This is a genomic window from Campylobacter sp. CNRCH_2014_2452, assembly GCF_025772865.1.
Classification (GTDB): domain Bacteria; phylum Campylobacterota; class Campylobacteria; order Campylobacterales; family Campylobacteraceae; genus Campylobacter_D; species Campylobacter_D lari_D.
Map to the genome: position 1 here is coordinate 1 of NZ_JAKMSX010000015.1, position 18377 is coordinate 18377.

General features: G+C 30.3%; 18 protein-coding genes. 5 read left to right on the forward strand and 13 right to left on the reverse strand.

Annotated elements, in window-relative coordinates; genetic code table 11:
- Positions 1–933: PDC sensor domain-containing protein (locus tag L8X38_RS07870; protein ID WP_263659947.1), on the reverse strand; the 933-nt coding region annotated here is incomplete at its 3' end.
- A gap of 67 nt (positions 934–1000) precedes the next feature.
- Positions 1001–1462: a low molecular weight protein-tyrosine-phosphatase gene (locus L8X38_RS07875; protein ID WP_263659948.1), complete on the reverse strand. Its 462-nt coding sequence runs from the start codon at positions 1460–1462 to the stop codon at positions 1001–1003.
- A 206-nt stretch (positions 1463–1668) separates the two neighbouring features.
- On the opposite strand from L8X38_RS07875, the gene thiD reads away from it, so the two are divergent.
- From thiD to L8X38_RS07895, 4 genes are read left to right on the forward strand one after another with little or no spacing between them, the layout of a single operon-like run.
- Positions 1669–2481 carry a bifunctional hydroxymethylpyrimidine kinase/phosphomethylpyrimidine kinase gene (thiD, locus tag L8X38_RS07880; protein WP_404842202.1) on the forward strand — a complete coding sequence of 271 codons (813 nt, stop codon included), beginning with the start codon at positions 1669–1671 and terminating at the stop codon, positions 2479–2481.
- A gap of 2 nt (positions 2482–2483) precedes the next feature.
- Positions 2484–3266 carry a hydroxyethylthiazole kinase gene (thiM, locus tag L8X38_RS07885; protein ID WP_133319830.1) on the forward strand — a complete coding sequence of 261 codons (783 nt, stop codon included), beginning with the start codon at positions 2484–2486 and terminating at the stop codon, positions 3264–3266.
- The gene (gene thiE, locus L8X38_RS07890; RefSeq protein ID WP_263661721.1) at positions 3253–3879 is read left to right on the forward strand and encodes a thiamine phosphate synthase; all 627 of its coding nucleotides are present in this window, start codon (positions 3253–3255) and stop codon (positions 3877–3879) included. The genes thiM and thiE overlap by 14 nt, the downstream gene beginning before the upstream one ends.
- Positions 3876–4517 (forward strand): uroporphyrinogen-III synthase, encoded by a 642-nt coding sequence (locus tag L8X38_RS07895; RefSeq protein ID WP_318529589.1) that lies wholly within the window; start codon positions 3876–3878, stop codon positions 4515–4517. The genes thiE and L8X38_RS07895 overlap by 4 nt, the downstream gene beginning before the upstream one ends.
- Here the strand turns inward: L8X38_RS07895 and L8X38_RS07900 are convergent.
- A complete protein-coding gene (locus tag L8X38_RS07900; RefSeq protein WP_263661728.1) occupies positions 4498–5826 on the reverse strand; it encodes an MATE family efflux transporter in 1329 nt (442 codons plus the stop codon). The genes L8X38_RS07895 and L8X38_RS07900 overlap by 20 nt on opposite strands.
- 268 nt (positions 5827–6094) lie before the next feature.
- Between L8X38_RS07900 and L8X38_RS07905 the strand changes: the two genes are divergently transcribed.
- Complete coding sequence (locus tag L8X38_RS07905) at positions 6095–6715, forward strand: hypothetical protein (protein WP_133319834.1); 621 nt, start codon at positions 6095–6097, stop codon at positions 6713–6715.
- Positions 6716–6745: 30 nt separating this feature from the next.
- Here L8X38_RS07905 and lepA read toward each other — a convergent pair whose 3' ends face one another.
- From lepA to L8X38_RS07955, 10 genes are read right to left on the reverse strand one after another with little or no spacing between them, the layout of a single operon-like run.
- A complete protein-coding gene (gene lepA, locus L8X38_RS07910; RefSeq protein WP_263661723.1) occupies positions 6746–8536 on the reverse strand; it encodes a translation elongation factor 4 in 1791 nt (596 codons plus the stop codon).
- 9 nt (positions 8537–8545) lie between these two features.
- Positions 8546–8971, reverse strand: a complete 426-nt coding sequence (locus L8X38_RS07915) for a hypothetical protein (RefSeq protein ID WP_133319835.1) — start codon at positions 8969–8971, stop codon at positions 8546–8548.
- A gap of 11 nt (positions 8972–8982) precedes the next feature.
- A complete protein-coding gene (ccsB, locus tag L8X38_RS07920; RefSeq protein ID WP_263661724.1) occupies positions 8983–12213 on the reverse strand; it encodes a c-type cytochrome biogenesis protein CcsB in 3231 nt (1076 codons plus the stop codon).
- Between the two features lie 3 nt (positions 12214–12216).
- The gene (locus L8X38_RS07925) at positions 12217–12912 is read right to left on the reverse strand and encodes an ABC transporter ATP-binding protein (RefSeq protein WP_133319837.1); all 696 of its coding nucleotides are present in this window, start codon (positions 12910–12912) and stop codon (positions 12217–12219) included.
- Entirely contained in the window at positions 12899–13669 is a 771-nt protein-coding gene (locus L8X38_RS07930) for an ABC transporter ATP-binding protein (RefSeq protein ID WP_133319838.1), read from the reverse strand. The genes L8X38_RS07925 and L8X38_RS07930 overlap by 14 nt, the downstream gene beginning before the upstream one ends.
- Entirely contained in the window at positions 13666–14697 is a 1032-nt protein-coding gene (locus L8X38_RS07935) for a branched-chain amino acid ABC transporter permease (protein ID WP_133319839.1), read from the reverse strand. The genes L8X38_RS07930 and L8X38_RS07935 overlap by 4 nt, the downstream gene beginning before the upstream one ends.
- A 1-nt stretch (position 14698) precedes the next feature.
- The gene (locus L8X38_RS07940; RefSeq protein ID WP_220566316.1) at positions 14699–15595 is read right to left on the reverse strand and encodes a branched-chain amino acid ABC transporter permease; all 897 of its coding nucleotides are present in this window, start codon (positions 15593–15595) and stop codon (positions 14699–14701) included.
- Positions 15596–15615: 20 nt separating this feature from the next.
- Entirely contained in the window at positions 15616–16731 is a 1116-nt protein-coding gene (locus L8X38_RS07945) for an ABC transporter substrate-binding protein (RefSeq protein WP_263660834.1), read from the reverse strand.
- A gap of 11 nt (positions 16732–16742) precedes the next feature.
- Entirely contained in the window at positions 16743–17855 is a 1113-nt protein-coding gene (locus L8X38_RS07950) for an ABC transporter substrate-binding protein (RefSeq protein ID WP_263661725.1), read from the reverse strand.
- Between the two features lie 13 nt (positions 17856–17868).
- Positions 17869–18300, reverse strand: coding sequence for a c-type cytochrome (locus tag L8X38_RS07955; RefSeq protein ID WP_412175446.1), 432 nt, complete (start codon positions 18298–18300; stop codon positions 17869–17871).
- Positions 18301–18377: the final 77 nt, after the last annotated feature.

Below are 18377 nucleotides of genomic sequence, written 5' to 3' on the forward strand. Positions count from 1 at the left end.
GTAATAAGATATGATGAAGTAAAGTAAGGCAATACTTAATATACTTGTGAAAATTACAATTATAGCTTGAACATGGGCAATTTTTTCACTTGAATGGTTTATGGTATCAACATAGGCAATATTACATACTGTATAATCATTTGTTGTATTGCACAAACCAAGTCTTTCATTACCTTCTTTACTAGTGTAAAAAAATGGTTCCCCGTTGTTTGATTTTGCAAATGCATTGGCTACTATTGTAATATTTGGATGATTTGAATTATAATTTTCATTTGTAGATGCAAATGCAAAGTGATTTTTGTCATATACAAATGAATCTCCTGGCATTTTTTTCAAATTTTCTATTAAGTCTTTAACTAAGACATCAATGGCTAAAATACCAATAAATTTCCCATCTTTCAATAAAGGTAGAGCATAAGTGAAACAAGGCAATCCTGTAGTAGCATCTATATAAGAGTCGGTTATAAACAAAGTGTTTTTCTTTTTTGCTTCTATATAATATTCTCTTGTTGTTGCATCGTAACCATCAGCTTTACCATAAAAACCGTAATCAAGATTTTTGCTATCGCTGTCTGTATCGCTTACAACTAACTCTCCATTTGGTTGAGCAATATATACAGCTAGATAATTTCCTGCATCTCTAAATGCTTTTAGTTGAACACCAACATTTTTAGCTAATGCATCTTGAGAATTAAGGTTTGAATATGGGTGTCTAAGAATGGTTTCTGAGAGTTCTATTAAAGATTTAGATGTGTTTTGTCTAAAATCTTCTACAAGATTGCTGGTAAAAATTAAACGATTTTTTTCTGAATTAACAACCTCATTAAAAAGAGATTGTTTTACAAAAATAAATGTTACAATTCCTAAAATCAATAAACAACAAATAGCAATAGCGTTTGCTATTAGTGAAACTTTAAGTTTAATACTTTTCATCAAATAACCTTTCAGTAATTTTTAAAAGTAGAAATTATATTAAAAAAATAATAAATATTTTTTAAATTTAAAAATATTTTTTGAGTAGATTGAATATATTTTCACATGCTTGCGAAAGGATTAAATAAGTCTCATCAAAGTTCCCACTATACCAAGGATCAGGTACTTCGTCATATCCTAATTCTAAGGCAAAAGAAGTGATTTTATGAATTTTATGTTTTGCATTTGGAAAATTTTTAACTATATCATTATAATTAGAATTATCCATTACGATAATTAAATCATTATCCTCGCACATTTTTAAATTTAGTTTTTTACTGCAAAATGGCTTAGAATTTATATTTTTGTTATCTAATAAAGCTTTAGTTTTATAATGCATATCCTCCCCATCGTGGTAACCTGAAGTACCTGCACTAGAAATAATAAATTCATTATTTAAATTTGCTTTTGTTAAAAGATCCTTCATAATAAATTCGGCCATGGGAGAACGACAAATATTACCTAAACAAACAAAAATAATTTTAGTCATATTTTTCCTTTTATTTTTGTGTAGTTTTTTCAAAATTATAGCAGTATTTCAAAATATTTTTAAAGATTAATTAAAACTAAGATATAATTTTTCATTAATGGGGAGCTTTTGCTGAGAGGAAGTATAACTTCGACCCTTGAGAAGTTTGGTAATGCAAACTTTGAATTCTTGCAAAAACTTTCCTTTTTTATAAAAAAAGGATAAAAATGATACAAGCAAAAACAAAAACTAAAATTCCTATCTTAACTATAGCAGGAAGTGATTGTAGTGGTGGAGCTGGCATACAAGCTGATTTAAAAACTTTTAGCGCTCATAATTTATTTGGTATGAGTGTAGTTTTAAGCGTTGTGGCTGAAAATACTGCAAGGGTGATTTCTTGTTTTGATATACCCACTAAGATAATAGATGAGCAAATGCTAGCAGTTTATGAAGACATAGAGCCAGCTGCTGTAAAAATTGGAATGCTAGGTTCAAAGGAAATCATAATTTGTGTAAAAGAAAATTTATTGCACTTTAAAGCTAAAAATGTAGTGATTGATCCTGTGATGTTTGCAAAAAATGGCTATGCTTTAATGCCTTTAGAAAATTGTCAGTTTTTTAAAGATGAAATTTTATCTTTAGCTGATGTACTTACTCCAAATATTCCCGAGGCTGAATTTTTGTGTGATTTTAAAATACTTAATGAGGAGGATATGAAAAAAGCCGCTATAAAACTTCACAAAGAAGGTGCAAAAAGTGTTTTGATTAAAGGTGGACATAGTAAATATAACACCAATGATGTTTTTTATGATGGAAAGGAATTTAGTATTTTTAAAGCAGAAAAAATTAATACAAAAAATACACACGGCACAGGTTGTACATTAAGTTCAGCTATAGCTAGTAATCTTGCCTTAGGTAAAGAAAAACATGAAGCTATAAAACTTGCTAAAGATTATGTGTATGGAGCTATATTAAATTCTTTAGCACTTGGAAAAGGTTGTGGTCCGACTAATCATTTTTTTCAATATGACAAGGAGTAAAAATGATTATTAAAGCAGTAAGAGAAAAAAATCCTTTGATTCATCATATTACTAATTATGTTACAGCTAATGATTGTGCAAATGTAACTATAGCAATGGGAGCAAGTGCTGCTATGGCTGATTTTTATGAAGAGCAAGCTGATTTTGCTAGAATAAGTTCAGCCTTAGTATTAAACACAGGTACGATTAATCAGCTTATAGCAAATTCTATGTTAAAAGCAACTAAAGAATATACTTTATTAAATAAACCTATAATTTTTGATCCTGTTGCTTTGGGTGTGAGTAAGGCAAGAGATGGGATTAATTTTGAATTACTTAATCTAAAAGGTATTAGTATTGTTAAGGCAAATGCATCTGAAATGGCTAGTGTTATAGGTTTAGATGGTAAAGCAAGAGGGGTTGATAGTACTTTTGTAATCGATAATGAGTTTTTAGAAAAAGCTAAAGAATACTCTTATAAAACCAAGCGTGTTTTGGCTATAACTGGAAAAATTGATTATATTATAAATCAAGAGCATATTGCTAAAATTTATAATGGCTCAATCATGGCTACTAAGATAACTGGGGCAGGTTGTATGTGTGCTTCTTTGTGTGGAGTTTTTGCAGGAGCGTTAGAAGATAAATTTCAGGCTAGTTTATATGCTTTGCTTAGTTTTGGCATAGCTAGCGAAATCGCTCAAGAGCTTTCTAGTGGAAGCGGTAGTTTTAGAGTGAATTTAATCGATGCTTTAAGTAATTTAGATGATGAAGAAATTAAAAAAAGAGCCAAATATGAAATCATTTAAAATTTATCTTGTCGCAAGCAAGGGTGAAAAAAGCGAAAGCGAGTTTTTAAATATTTTAGAAGCTTCTTTGAAAGCTAAGATTGATATTTTACAACTTAGAGAGAAAAATCTTAGTACTTTAGAATTTTATAATCTTGCTTTAAAAGTTAAAGCTTTGTGTGAAAAATACAACACACCTTTTGTGATAAATGATAGAATCGATATAGCCATGGCTGTGAATGCAAATGGAGTGCATATAGGACAAAAGGATATGCCTTTAAAAAAAGCAAGGGAACTTTTAGGCGAAGAAAAAATCATAGGGCTTACGATCAATCATAAAAATGATCTTATTAATACTCAAGGTGCTACTTATCTTGGAGTGGGGGCTGTTTTTGCTACGCCTAGCAAGCAAGATTGTGTTGTGCTTGGCATAGATGGATTAAAAGAAATTGCTAGTTTAGCTTCTTTACCTATTGTGGCTATAGGTGGGATAGATGAAGTTAATTTAAATTTGCTTAAAGATTGTAATATACAAGGTATAGCTGTGGTTAGAGCGATAATGCAAGCAAATGATCCTTATATGGCAACTTTAAATTTAAGATCAAATTTTGATAAAACTTTTATAGGAAAATAATGATTTATTTTATAGGGGATAAAGAATTTGATGGTGTTAAGACTATAAGATTAAATGAAATTAAATTTCTTGATTTTGAAGTTAATTTAAAGGAATTTGATTGTTTAATCATTAGCTCCAAGAATGCATTAAAAGCATTAATGTCAAGTAAAAACAAAATTGATTTTGATATTAAACTTTATGCTGTGGGAGAAAAAAGTGCTGATTTTGCAAAAGAGCTTGGCTTTAAAAATGTCAAATATCCTAGCAAGGCTTATGGTAAAAATTTAGCTAGTGAGTTTTTATCTGAGTTTAAAAATAAAAAATGTCTTTATTTAAGAGCGAAGAAAATTAGTTCAGGTCTTGATGAGTATTTGCTGAAAGAAAATATCCTTTTAAAACAATTAATCGTTTATGAAAATATAGCCATAGAGCCTAAAAAAGATGAGTTAAAAATACATCATCCAAGTGTTTTTATCTTTAGCGCTCCATCAAGCATGGAGCAATTTTTGAAATTTTTTGCATTAGAAAAAGAAGATAAAGTTGTAGTTATAGGTCAAAGTACAGCTTTAAAACTTCGTAATTTTAAAAATTTATATATATGCAAAGAACAAAATCTAAACTCTTGTTTAAAATTAGCTAAGAGTTTAGATTTTTAAAAGTTTTATATAATAAAAATGAGGCAATAAAAATCATACAAATATCACCCACTAAAGTGGCTAGCCAAACTCCATTTACTCCTAAAAATTGCGTTAGTATAAACAAGGATAAAAATGGGAAAATAAGACTTTGGGTAATAGAAATTCCTAAAGAAAGCAAGGGTTTATCAAGTGCTGTGAAAAATGAAGCGCAGAGTTTTCCAAACCAAGAAAATAAAAACGAAAAAGAAAAAAATATTAAAGCATTTTGTGCTATATGGATAAAATCTTGGTTGTTATCTTTATTAAAAATATCTACTATAAGGTTATTGAAAAAATAAACAAATAAAAACACTATTGTACTTACACCCCAAGAAGTAAAAAACATTCTTTTAAAAATAGCTTGAATTCTTGCAATATTTTTGTGTCCATAATTATAACTTAATGCAGGTTGCATAGCATCACTCATGGCCAAAACTAGCATGAAAACAAAAGTGCTAAGATATAAAATCACAGAAAATGCTGCAACAGCTGTACTTCCAGAAAGTTTAAGCAAGAAAGCATTAGCTAAGATGGTATAAAAAGAGCTAGAAATATTAGAAAAAAATTCAGATGAGCCATTATAAAGTATATTTTTTAGTATTTGCAGCTTGATTATTGGTTTTTTAAATTTTAAAGTTAAATCTTTAAAAACAAAAGGTAATATCCCTAAAACGCTTCCTAAAAACATCCCTATACAAGTTGCTAAAGCTGCCGAATAAAGCCCCCAATCAAAAACCACTATAAAAAGCCAGTCAAGAAAAATATTACTCAAAGCAGTAATGATATTAACTATCATGCTATAAAAAGTTTTTCCACAAATCCTAAGATAATTATCCATAGCAAAAGCTAGCATAATAAAGGGAGCAAAAGTGGCAAAAATTTGCATATATTCAGTAGATAAACTTTGAATATTCTCATTAGCTCCCATAAAAACACTTAATGTTTTTGCTAGAAAAAATCCTAAAATTCCCATTAAACAAGAAATTGCAAAAATAAGAACTATACAAAAAGAAAAAATAGCTCTTGCTTTTTCAACTTTTCCTTTACCTAGATTAATTGCTATTTGCACTGATGAGCCTATGGCTATCATATCAGCTAGAGCAAAACTTATCATGATAAAAGGCATCATTAAATTCATAGCAGCAAGTGCATTTGAACCTAAATATCTTCCAACAAAAATTCCATCAATAATCACATAAAGATAAATAAAAGCCATACTCGCCATATTTGGCAAAGCACATTTTATAAATAGTTTGGTAGGATTTAATGTAGTGTAAAAATTATGTATTGACATAGCTTTCCTTATTAAAAATTATTTTATTTAAAATTTTATAGATAAAATAAATTTAATAAAGAGATTCTATACCTTCTATAATATCTTTAAAATATGGATCAACAATGATAATGAAAAAATCTTTGAAAAACATTTATATCACCCAAATTTTAAAAATACAATAAATATTTGGCATTATATTTAAGCTGTAATTATAAATTTCTTAATGTAAATTTTAATTTTTTTTAGACGATTTTTATGAACCCACAAAAAAGGAGCAAGGATGCAAATAAATTCGTATTCACGCGTGGCAGTAGAGTCGCAAGTTAGCAATAGGAAGGCTAATTTGAATACAAAACTTGAAGATGCCAATACTAAAAGTGCTAATAGCACAAAAGATATAGATGAGGATAAGCTTAGTAAGCTTGCTAGTATGGGAGGAAAAGGCATAACCGAGCTTTATGCTATGAATTTTATGCAGCAAGTATTTAGCATGAGTTCATCCAATGGTCTATCTCAGGCAGGGATTTTTCAAGGAGCTCAATCTAAGGATTCTTTAACAGCTATTTTATCAAATGTAGATTTTAAAGCTATAGGATATGAAGGTAAAGATATACTTAGTTTAAATGCTGATGAAGCAAAAGAGCTTATTGGGGAAGATGGATATTTTGGTGTAGCAAAAACATCTCAAAGATTGGCTGATTTTGTTATTAATGGGGCTGGTGAAGACATGGAAAAACTTCAAAAAGGTTTAGAGGGTCTAAAAGCAGGATTTGCACAAGCGGAAAAAATGTGGGGTGGCAAACTTCCTGATATCAGCTATGAGACAATTGATAAAGCTATTGAAACAGTAACTCAAAAAATTAACGAAATGGGTGGAAATTCTTTAGATATCAATGCATAAATTTATATCCCTAGTGTATAAACTAGGGATTTAGTCTATTTTTAAAACACTTAAAAATGCTTCTTGAGGTAAATGTACCTTACCAATAGCTTTCATTCTTTTTTTACCTTCTTTTTGTTTTTCAAGAAGTTTTCTTTTTCTAGTAATATCCCCACCATAACATTTTGCGGTTACATTTTTACCCATGGATTTTACATTTTCTCTTGCAATAATTTTATTTCCTATGCTTGCTTGGATAGCAACTTCAAAAAGCTGTCTTGGGACGATTTCTTTCATCGCTTTTACAAGCTCTCTGCCCTTGCTTAGTGCTTTTTCATTTGGCACTATGATGCTTAGTGCATCGACATTTTCACCAGCTACTTTAATATCAAGTTTTACAAGATCTCCCACTCTAAATTCAATAGGCTCATAATCAAAACTAGCATAGCCTTTGGTAAGTGATTTAAGTTTATCGTAAAAGTCCATAACGATTTCGTTTAAAGGTATATCATACTCAAGTAAAACGCGCTCAGGAGTGATGTAATCCATCTTAACTTGCATACCGCGTTTGCGATTTAAAAGAGTGATTAAATTCCCTAGGTATTCGCTTGGAGTTATGATAGTTGCTTTTACATAAGGTTCTTTTATATGATCGATTTTATTTACCGGAGGTAGTTCGCTTGGATTTTGAATTTTTAAAACTTCTCCATCGGTTTGATAAATTTCATAAGTAACAGTTGGAGCAGTAGCAATTAAATCAAGGTTAAACTCACGCTCAAGTCTTTCTTTAATAACCTCCATATGCAAAAGACCTAAAAAACCAACTCTAAAGCCAAATCCTAAAGCAAGGGATGTTTCAGGTTCGTAGGTGATAGAGCTATCATTAAGTTTTAATTTATCTAAAGCATCTCTTAAATCTTCAAATTTATCCGTTTCTATAGGATATAATCCTGCAAAAACAAAAGCTTTGGCTTTTTCAAAACCACCAATGGCTTTTTTTGCTTTATTTTTAGTTAGTGTTATGGTGTCACCTACTTGAACATCGGCGACATTTTTAAGTCCAAGCACGATAACACCCACTTCACCTGATTCTAATTTTTTAGTTTTTATAGGGCTTAATGGATGAGGATAGAAAAGATCTTGCACAAGATGTTTTTTATCTGTACTCATAACTAAAACTTCATCATTTTTAGCAATATTTCCCTCATAAATTCTAACTAAAGCCAAAGCTCCAAGATAATTATCAAACCAAGAATCATAAATTAAAGCTTTAGTAGGTGCTTCATCATCAGTTTTTGGCGCAGGAATTTTTGTGATGATAGTTTCTATGAGTTCTTTTATACCTACACCTGTTTTTGCGCTAACACAAATTGCATTAGAGCAATCAATTCCTATAATATGCTCTATTTCGTGTTTAACCTTTTCAATATCAGCCGAAGGAAGATCAATTTTATTAATCACTGGTATGATTTCAAGATCATTTTCTAAGGCTATATAAACATTGGCTATAGTTTGAGCCTCTACTCCTTGAGAAGCATCAACAACAAGTAAAGCCCCTTCGCAACTTGCTAAAGAGCGACTTACTTCATAGGAAAAATCAACATGGCCCGGAGTGTCTATTAAATTTAATACATATTCTTCATTGTTGAATTTATAATTTAAACGCACAGATTGAGCTTTTATAGTTATACCACGCTCTTTTTCTATATCCATAGTATCCATTACTTGGGCGCTCATTTGTCTATCGCTAATAGCTCCGCATTCGCTGATAATTCTATCAGCTAATGTGCTTTTACCATGATCAATATGAGCTATAATAGAGAAATTTCTAATATTTTTCATCAAAAAACCTTAAGATTGTCTCATTTTTCTTTTTGCTAGGCCTATTTGCTCATAAGCATCAATTTCTTTTTTCAAAGCTTTATATCTTTTTTTTAGCTCATTGTTTAAAAATGAAATGTTTTTAGGAGTAGCATTAGCATTGGCTGAAATAGCACTAATGAAATCAAGTTTTCTTTTAGTGGCGCTGTCTTTTGGATTAGATCCTAGTTTTTGTGAATTTAAAAATTGCAAAATTAAAGCTTGAATTTCTTGAGAGTTGTTTGCATTATTTGCTTTAGATATAAAATCTTCTATATTACTTATTTTTGGAGTTTTAGCTGGATTTGATTTGCTTGGTTGTTTTTCTTTGTGCATGAAAAATAATATCAAAAGAATTCCAAGTATGATAATTATCACTAAAGCTATAACTAAAAAAATAAAAAGAGAATTATTCATTTAAAACTTTCCTATAATTTTGTTGCATAAGATCTTTTAAAATAACTTGCTAAGCTTAATGCTACCATAAATAAAAATCCCCAATACACATAATCAGGAATTTTCACAGAATCTCCTGCTGCATAAGAATGCATACCAGTTAAAAAGTAATTTACACCAAAATAAGTCATGATAATTACCCAATATGCAAACATGGAGCAAACTGCAAAAATGTATTGATTTGCCCATTTTGGTACCATTCTAATGTGCAAAATAGCTGCATAAACTAAAATACTAATTAAAGCCCAAGTTTCTTTAGAGTCCCAACTCCAATATCTTCCCCAACTTTCATTTGCCCATATAGCACCTAAGAAATTTCCAACTGTAAGTAAGCAAAGTCCTAAAATCATAGCCATTTCGTTGATTCTTGTTGCTTCTGTAATATTTCTTAAAATGTTTTCATTATGTTTGCCATTGATTTTTAGCATACATAATAAAATAAGTACAAATATACCCAACAATGCACATAATCCTAAAAATCCATAGCTAGCAGTAATAACCGAAACATGTATTGTTAGCCAATAAGATTGCAACACAGGAACTAAATTGGTAATTTGCGGATCCATTTGGCTAAGATGAGCCACACCTAAAGTAACTCCTGCTAAAATAGAGGTTAAAGAAAGTGCAATAGGGCTTTTTCTTGAAAAGAAAATTCCAGATAATGATAAAGCCCAAGCTATATAAACCATGCTCTCATATGCATTACTCCATGGAGCGCGACCTGCTATATACCAACGCAAAGCCAAACCTAGAGTATGGATGAAAAATGCCACAATGTTAAACACATAAACACATTTAAATATAAAATCAATGCGAATTTTTGGCAGGAGCATTTTAACAAAAACTATAATCAAAAGTAAAAATCCAGCGCATAAATAAAGCGGAGCAAGATTTACAAAAATTTGACTTTTGTTGAAAAAGATTTCTGTATTAATTTTTTTAGCACTTGGCATAACTTCATGCCCGTATTTTTCTTGGTAATTTTTGATAATATTTAAATTTTTAGTTGCTTCATCCCAGTTGTTATGTACAATAGAATTACTAACTGCATTGAAATAATTTTCTAAAATGCTTCTTACTTCTTTACCTTCTTCGCCTTTTAATCCTATATATGCTTCGCGTGGTGCCACCCATTGATTATTGGTGCTATTTTGTAGTGGAATAAATTTAAAAATATCTCCTGAAAAAATTAAATTTACAATATTTACTCTTTCATCAAGCTTGATTATTTCTTTATCAAAAACACTTCTACGATTTGGATTTTTTCTATTAGCATTTTCTACATATTTTTGTAGTTTATAAGCATCTGTAGTGAAAAAATCTTTAAAACTAGTATAAGCTCTAGGTTCAATACCTAAAATTTTAGAAATTTCTTCATTAACCAAGCGACTTGTTGGCATAAATATAATATCTTTATCATACCATGCACTGCCATCAAAAATCATTGATATGATAGTTGCTTCGGCACTTTGGCCTTGAAAGGTTGTGTTTTTGTATATTTTTTCTAAAACTTCCATAGCTAAAGTATTAAAAGGAACCATTCTACCATCAGGTTTTTGCACTACCAAAGAAGCAAGTTCTTTAGCATGTGTTTCATCTACCTTGATGGGTTCATTTGCATAAGTATTTTGGCTTGCAAAAAAAACTAATATAAATGTCAATATCGCACTTGTTTTTTTCAAGGTGTCTTGATTGATTAATTTAGCTAAAGTCCTAAATCTTGAATGAGGATTTAAAATATTTAAAAACATTCCTAATGTAAGTAAAAAATATCCAATATATGTAGGAATTTTACCCGGATCTTTATTAACTGAAAGTATGGTGCCAAGCTCATCTTGATCATAAGAACTTTGGTAAAATCTATAACCTTGATAATCTAAAACATTATTCATAAAAATCTTATATTCTAATTTTTGTTCGGCATTATCAATTTCCACATAACTTGCATAAGACATAGGCGACATCGAACCAGGATAGCGTTCTAGTTCAAAGTCTTTTAAGTACATTTCAAATGGCATTTCTATTCCTTTAGGACCCCATCTTAAAAAGAAAGGTTGACCTGCTACATCAATACGGATAGGCGAGTTGTATTCTACTAGGAAAACTTCTTTAGATTCTCCTTTATAGCTTAATTTTAATTTTAAAGCATTAATAGCATTTTCTGAAAGTTGAGTTGGTATATATTTAGTGCTTTGTGCAAAGTCTTTGAAATTATTTAATAAAGAATTATTCCAGTATTTTGCCTCACCAAATAAAGAAATCAAAGCATTGCGTCCTAGCTCTATCCAACTATTTTTAAACCAAGTAAAAAAGCTTTCATCTTGAGCTTGATTAATACCTTCTAAGGTTTTTTTACCATGTAAAGAAGCAAATTTTACCACTAAATTAATATCATTAAAAGAATATAATCTTAAATCTTTAGCTTGTGCTTTTTGATTTGCTTTTAAAATGTTTTCTTTACCATCACTCATTGACATGTATTTTAAATCAAAATCAGCACTAAGCTTTAGATCTTTATCAATTTTTATATAAGGACTTGGAGTAGATTCGTTTAAAAATGCTATATTGACACCATTGATATTTTTTATATCCCCTGCTTGAAAAAGCAATTCTTTAGATTCGTTATTTTGTGAAAGCATTAAAGATAAAAGAGGAGCAGAGTTGTTATCATCGATATAAATTTCTTTTGCATCTAAAATCAAATTTTCATATGAAATTTGAGCCTTTTCATCGGGTAGTATTAAATCAAATGAAAAATCATTTACAAAAGGTAAAGTGGCAATATATTCAGATTTTGCAGCACTATATACTTTATCATCTTTTAAGGTTGCTATGTAGATATAACTTTTTGAGGTTTCAATGATATTATTTTTTTCGTTTTCTCTAATGTGTAAAATTCCTTCAAATCCCATATATCTAGTCATAGCCGAGCCTAGTAATATAAATAAAAATGAGATATGAAAGATTAAAAGCGGTATTTTTCTTTTGTTAAACATTTTATATTTAAAAAGAGCTGTTAAAAGATTGATTCCTAATATGAGCTGTATAAAGCCAAACCAAGATGTTCCATATATCATGGCCCATGCTGTTGGAGTATTGTAAGCACTTTCTATAAAAGTGGCTAGAGCGCAAAATAGGGCAAAAATTAAAAATAAAAAAATAGAAATTTTTATATCCCCAAAAGCTAAAAGTTGTCTTCTCATGATTTAAGCTCCAAGGTATTTTTTTCTAATCTCATCATTACCGATAAGATCTTTTGCAGGTGCATGCATAGCGATTTTACCATTTTCTAGAACATAAGCATAATCGCTGATTTTTAAAGCTGAAAATGCATTTTGTTCCACCAATAAAATAGTAATACCTTCTTCTTTTAATTTGACTATAATATCAAAAACCTCTCCAACTATTTTTGGAGCAAGTCCTAGCGAAGGTTCATCTAGCATTAAAAGTTTTGGCTCACTCATAAGAGCTCTTGAAATAGCTAGCATTTGAGCTTCCCCGCCACTTAGGGTTCCTGCAAGGGCATTTTTTTTATCTTTTAATCTTGGGAAAAGTCTATACATTTGATTTTTCAAATGTTCATAGTTTTCTGCATTATTAAAAGCACCAATTTTTAAATTTTCTTCTATAGTGAGATTTATAAAAACTCTTCTTCCTTCAGGTACCAATGCTATACCTTTTTGTACTAAAGTATGAGGTAAATGTCTTTGAGTGTCATAACCTAAAAAACTTACTTCACCAGTTTTTTTAACACAATTTAGCATTGCATTAAGTGTTGATGTTTTTCCTGCACCATTTGAGCCTATCAAGCTAACTATACTTCCTGTTTTTATGGTGAAATCTATACCTTTAACAGCTTCTATTAAGCCATAATAAACATGTAAATCTTTAACTACTAGCATTAAAATCTCCCAAATATGCACTAATTACTTCAGGATTTTGAACAGCATCGCTTGGCTTTCCTTCAAAAATAGTCTTACCATAATCAAGCACCATAACCCTATCGCAAAGCTTATTTACAAATTTCATATCATGCTCAATAAGCAAAACGCTGATTTTTTTATTATTTCTTATATCAAAAATCAATTCAGCTAAATCATCGCTTTCTGTTGAATTCATACCTGCTGCTGGTTCATCTAGCAATAAAAGTTTAGGGTTTGTTGCTAAAGCTCTTGCTATTTCAACTTTTCTTTGTTGTCCATAACTTAAACTAGTGGCCCTTTCATCAGCCAAATGAGCAATATTGAGTTGTTCTAAAATTTCATAAGCTGCTTTTTTTGCATTTTTTTCTGCTTTGGAGAATCTTCCCAAATGCAAAAAAGCTTCAAAAATATTATATTTAATACTCTTATCAAAACCAATTAATACATTTTCTAAAACACTCATGCTAGAAAAAAGTCTAATATTTTGAAAAGTTCTTGCTATGCCTAGATGAACTATTTTGTGCGGCTTTAAATGGTCAATCTTTTTTCCTAGAAAAAATACTTCTCCGCTGCTTGGTTTATAATTTCCTGTAATAATATTAAATAGTGTCGTTTTTCCTGCACCATTTGGACCTATAAGTCCAAAAATTTCGCTTTCTTTTATAGTAAAAGAAGTATTTGCTATAGCACTAACTCCACCAAAATTTTTATGGATTTTTTTAAGCTCTAAAATCATTTTTTATTCCTTTTAGAAAACTTAAATAAAATATCTGTTAATTCTTTATCACCCATTATTCCTCTTCTTGCAAAAAGCATTACTAAAATCAATATAACAGAAAACACAACCATTCTAAGACCAGGCATGGCAGGAGTTTCATAACCAAAAATATTCATACTCTCATCTAAAAATCTTAAATACTCACTTCCGCCTATTACTAAAATAGCTCCTATGATAGCACCAGTAGTTGAACCTAAGCCGCCTAAAACAATGATGATTAAAAGCTGAAAAGTAAATAAAAAGTCAAATTGTTCAGGTGAAACTGAAGCTAGTGCGCAAGCTAATAAGCCCCCTCCAACACCCTCTAAAAATGCTGAAGTGCTAAAAGCTAAGGTTTTAATATTAAAAGTGTTAATACCCATTGCTAATGCTGCATCTTCATCATCTCTTACAGCTTTCATGGCTCTACCAAATTTTGAACTAACAATATTTAAGATGATAATAACAGAAAATATAGCAATCCCACCACTCCAGTATAAGGTAGTATGTTTAGGAATATCGTTTAAGCCCAAAGAGCCATTTGTAACAGAAGCAAAGTTAATTGCCATAAGCTTGATAATAATTCCAAAGCCTAGTGTTACAATAGCTAAATAATCTCCTCTAACTCTAAATACTGCAAAGGCTAAAACTAAAGATAAAAGCATAGCACAAACCCCAGCAGCAAGTAAAGCTACAATAAAGCTTGGCGAATGAATCATCAAAATAAAACTACTTGGATCCTCTAAAGAAAACTGATCGATTTTGCTTTCACTTGTAAGTAAAACTAAGGCTGCAACATAAGCTCCTATAGCTACAAAACCATTTGGCTCTAATGAAAATTGTCCTGTAACTCCATTGATAAGATTATAACTTACCGCTAAGATTACAAAAATAGCAATATTGCTTAAAATTCCTATTTTATAATCGTTAAAAAAATAAGGAGATATAAAAAGAAAAGCAAGCGCTATAATAAAGAAACTTAAATGTGTAATTTTTCTTGCAATCATTTTAAAACCTACTTTTTTCAAAATTAATACCCAAAATTCCAGTTGGTTTAAAAAGTAAAATTAATACCAAAAAGATAAATGCAAATGCATCTTTAAAACCAGAAAGATCAGGGAAAATAGCAACAACAACAACCTCTGTAAAACCTATAATCAAACCACCTAAAACTGCTCCGGCAACAGAACCAATACCACCTAAAACAGCAGCGCCAAAGGCCTTAAGTCCTATAAGAGTTCCCATACTAGGTTCAACAGAAGGATAACTAACAGCCCAAAAAATACCACCAATAGCAGCTAAAGCTGAACCTAGTGCAAATACAATAGCGATAATACGATTTGCATCAATTCCCATTAAATTTACAGTATGAATATCAAAAGCTAAAGCCCTAATAGCAATGCCATATTTGCTTTTATAAAGTATGAATAAAACCACTAATAATATAAAAAATGTCAAAATAGGCACTAAAATACTATTAACGCTAATGCTGATATTATTAAAATTAATCACTGTTTCAAGATAACTTGGTACAGGAAAATACTTTGGTGTTGAGCCAAATAAAACATTAAATACATTTTGTATTAAAAAACTTATACCTATGGCTGTGATGAGTAAAGAAATTCTAGGTGCTTTTCTTAGAGGTTTATAAGCTACTCTATCAATAGCTATACCTAAGGCTGCCGCAAATAACATAGCTAAAGAAAGAGCGCCTAAGAAAGGTACATTCATGCTTGTAACACAAAATAAAGCTGAATATGCACCCACCATCATAATATCACCATGTGCGAAATTAATCAGTCTTAAAACACCATAAACCATTGTATAGCCTATGGCGATAAGTGCATACATACTGCCTAAACTAAATCCATTTATAATTTGCTGTAAAATTAAAGAACTATCCATTGAACCTCTTGAATTTTTATTTATGGTAGAATCGAGTCTTTATAAACTTGCTTTTGATTCTCTATTGATTTTATAACAATTGAGCGCGTGGCATTACCTGTTTTGTCTATACTAATCACCCCGCTAACACCTTCAAATTTAGAAGTAGCATGAATGTTGTTGTTGATACATTCACTATTGAAATCATTAACACATTTTTGCATAGCTTCAAAGATTACAAAATATGCATCTGCACCCATAGCTGTAAAATTTGGAACTTCTTTGCTTTGTTTTTCTTTTTCATAGGCTAATATAAAGTCTTTTGAAAGCTCTGTTGGAGGGTTATTATAATCAAAACTATCTGTAAATAAATATCCTTCTGCTGCATCTTGAGCTAGATTGATAAAAGTTTCATCGGCAACTCCATCTGCTGAACCCATAGGAATATTAACACCCATTGCTTTTGCTTGACGTGCGAACAAAGAAGCCTCAGTGTAATATACTGGAAGATAAATAAAATCAGGTTTTAAATTTTTAACTTGAGAAAGTATAGCTTTAAAATCTTTATCGCCTGCTGTAATTCTAAATTTATCTAAAATTTTTCCACCTTGTTTGTTAAATTCTTTTTCAAAGGCCCTAGTTAAACCTAAAGAATAATCTGCACTTTGATCGCTAATTATCACAGCTTTAGTGTAATTTAACTTATTTTTTACATAATTAGCCAAAGATGAGCCTTGAAAGCTATCCATAAAACAAACTCTACTGGCATATAATTTTTTATTTAAAATTTTATCAGCAGTAGCAGCAGGAGCAACCACTGGTATCTTTTTTTCCTCGCCAATTCTTATCACTTGTAAAGTATTAGCTGTTAGCATTTCTCCAATAAGTGCATAAGCTTTATTTTGCGAAATTAATCTTGTGCTAGCATTCGCACTTTCTATTTTATCACCTTTTGTATCTACTACAACAAGATTTACCTTATCGCCATTACTTAAAGTATTTTTCATAGAATTTGCAATTTTCACTCCATCTAAAGCACTTTGACCATAAGCTGCAGTAGATCCTGTTAGAGGTAAAACTACGCCAATGTTAATTTCTTTTGCCTGTATGATATTACAAGCTATGATAGACAATATAGCTATACTAATTTTTTTCATAGTTTAACCTTTCAAGGATTAATAATAGTTTTATAAACTTGTTTTTGTTCTTGTATTTCTTTTATAACTACAGAACGACTTGCATTGCCACTAGCATCTATGCTTATAACTCCACCTACACCTTCAAAATTATTAGTAGAATGAATTTTTTCATTAATGCATTGTGCGTTAAGATCATTGGCACATTCATTCATTGCATTTACCATTACATAATAAGCATCAGCTCCCATAGCAGAAAATGCTGGAAGCTCTTTGCTGCCATGATCTTTTTCATAAGCATTGATGAAATTTTTAGACAAAGTTGTTGGTGGATTGTTATAATCAAAACTATCGGTAAAGATTACTCCATTTACAGCATCACCCCCAAGTTCAATAAATGTTTTATTATTTACCCCATCACCTGCACTTAAAAGTTTATTAAAACCAACTGCTTTTGCTTGTCTTGCTATTAAAGCTGCTTCTGGATGGTAAATTGGCATATAAACAAAGTCAGGGTTGATACTTTTAAGTTGTGAAACAATAGCTTTAAAGTCTTTATCGCCCGATGAGATAGTTAATTTTTTAAGTATTTTTCCGCCATTTTGTTTAAATTCTTTTTCAAAGGCTCTTGCTAAGCCTAGTGAATACACATTGCTTTGATCAACTATTACAACTACAGTTTTTAAATTTAAATCTTTATATGCATAGTTTGCAAATTTATCTCCTTGGAAGCTATCCATAAAACAAACTCTACTAGCGTAGCTTTTTTTATCCAAAAGTTTATCGCCTGAAGCAACGGGAGCTATTACTGGAATTTTTCTTTCTTCAGCTATAGATAAAACTTGCATAGTATTTGGTGTAACAGCTTCACCTATAAGTCCTAAAACTTTATCTTGAGAGATAAGTCTAGTGGTGGCATTTGCTGCTTCTATTTTATCGCCTTTTGTATCTATGGCTATGATTTTAACATTATCTCCGTTTTTTAAATTTGGATTTAAGGTATTAGCTAGTTTGATACCTTCATATACATCATTACCATAAGCTGCTAAAGTACCAGTAAGTGGTAAAATAACTCCTATTTTTACTTCCGCAGCATAAATTGAACTAGCACAAAGCAAGCTAGCTAGCAGTAGATTTTTTTTCATGAAAACTCCTTTTTTATTTTAAAAATGTATTATGTTTTGTTTTTGGTGCAGGTTCTTCTTCTAAAAGATCTTTTTGATTAAGCTCGATAGAAAAATTTTGCCCCTTTAAGTAAGCTATAATGTGATCCATATCACTTCCACTTAATTTTTTGGCGTATATGCTCATTTGAATGTTATCGCTTTTAAAATATCCATTAGCATAGTCTTTTAAGGCACCTTTGATTTCTTCTGGGCTTAAATCTTTAATAGCTTTTTTACCATAAGAATTTTTTTCTCCATTTTCTCCATGACAGGTGTTACATTTGTTTTTAAAATATATTTCTTTAGCTTTTTTTAAATCATAGCTAATATTATCATTAAAAGTATAAGTAAATAAAGACTTTACATTAAAAGCCATTAAAGAATTTATAAATAAAATACTAATTATAAATGAGCGTAACATAATATGCCTTTTTTAAATATAAATAAAGCTCGATTATATCTAAAAAAAATAAACAATTTTATCTCAATCTCACTTTTTTA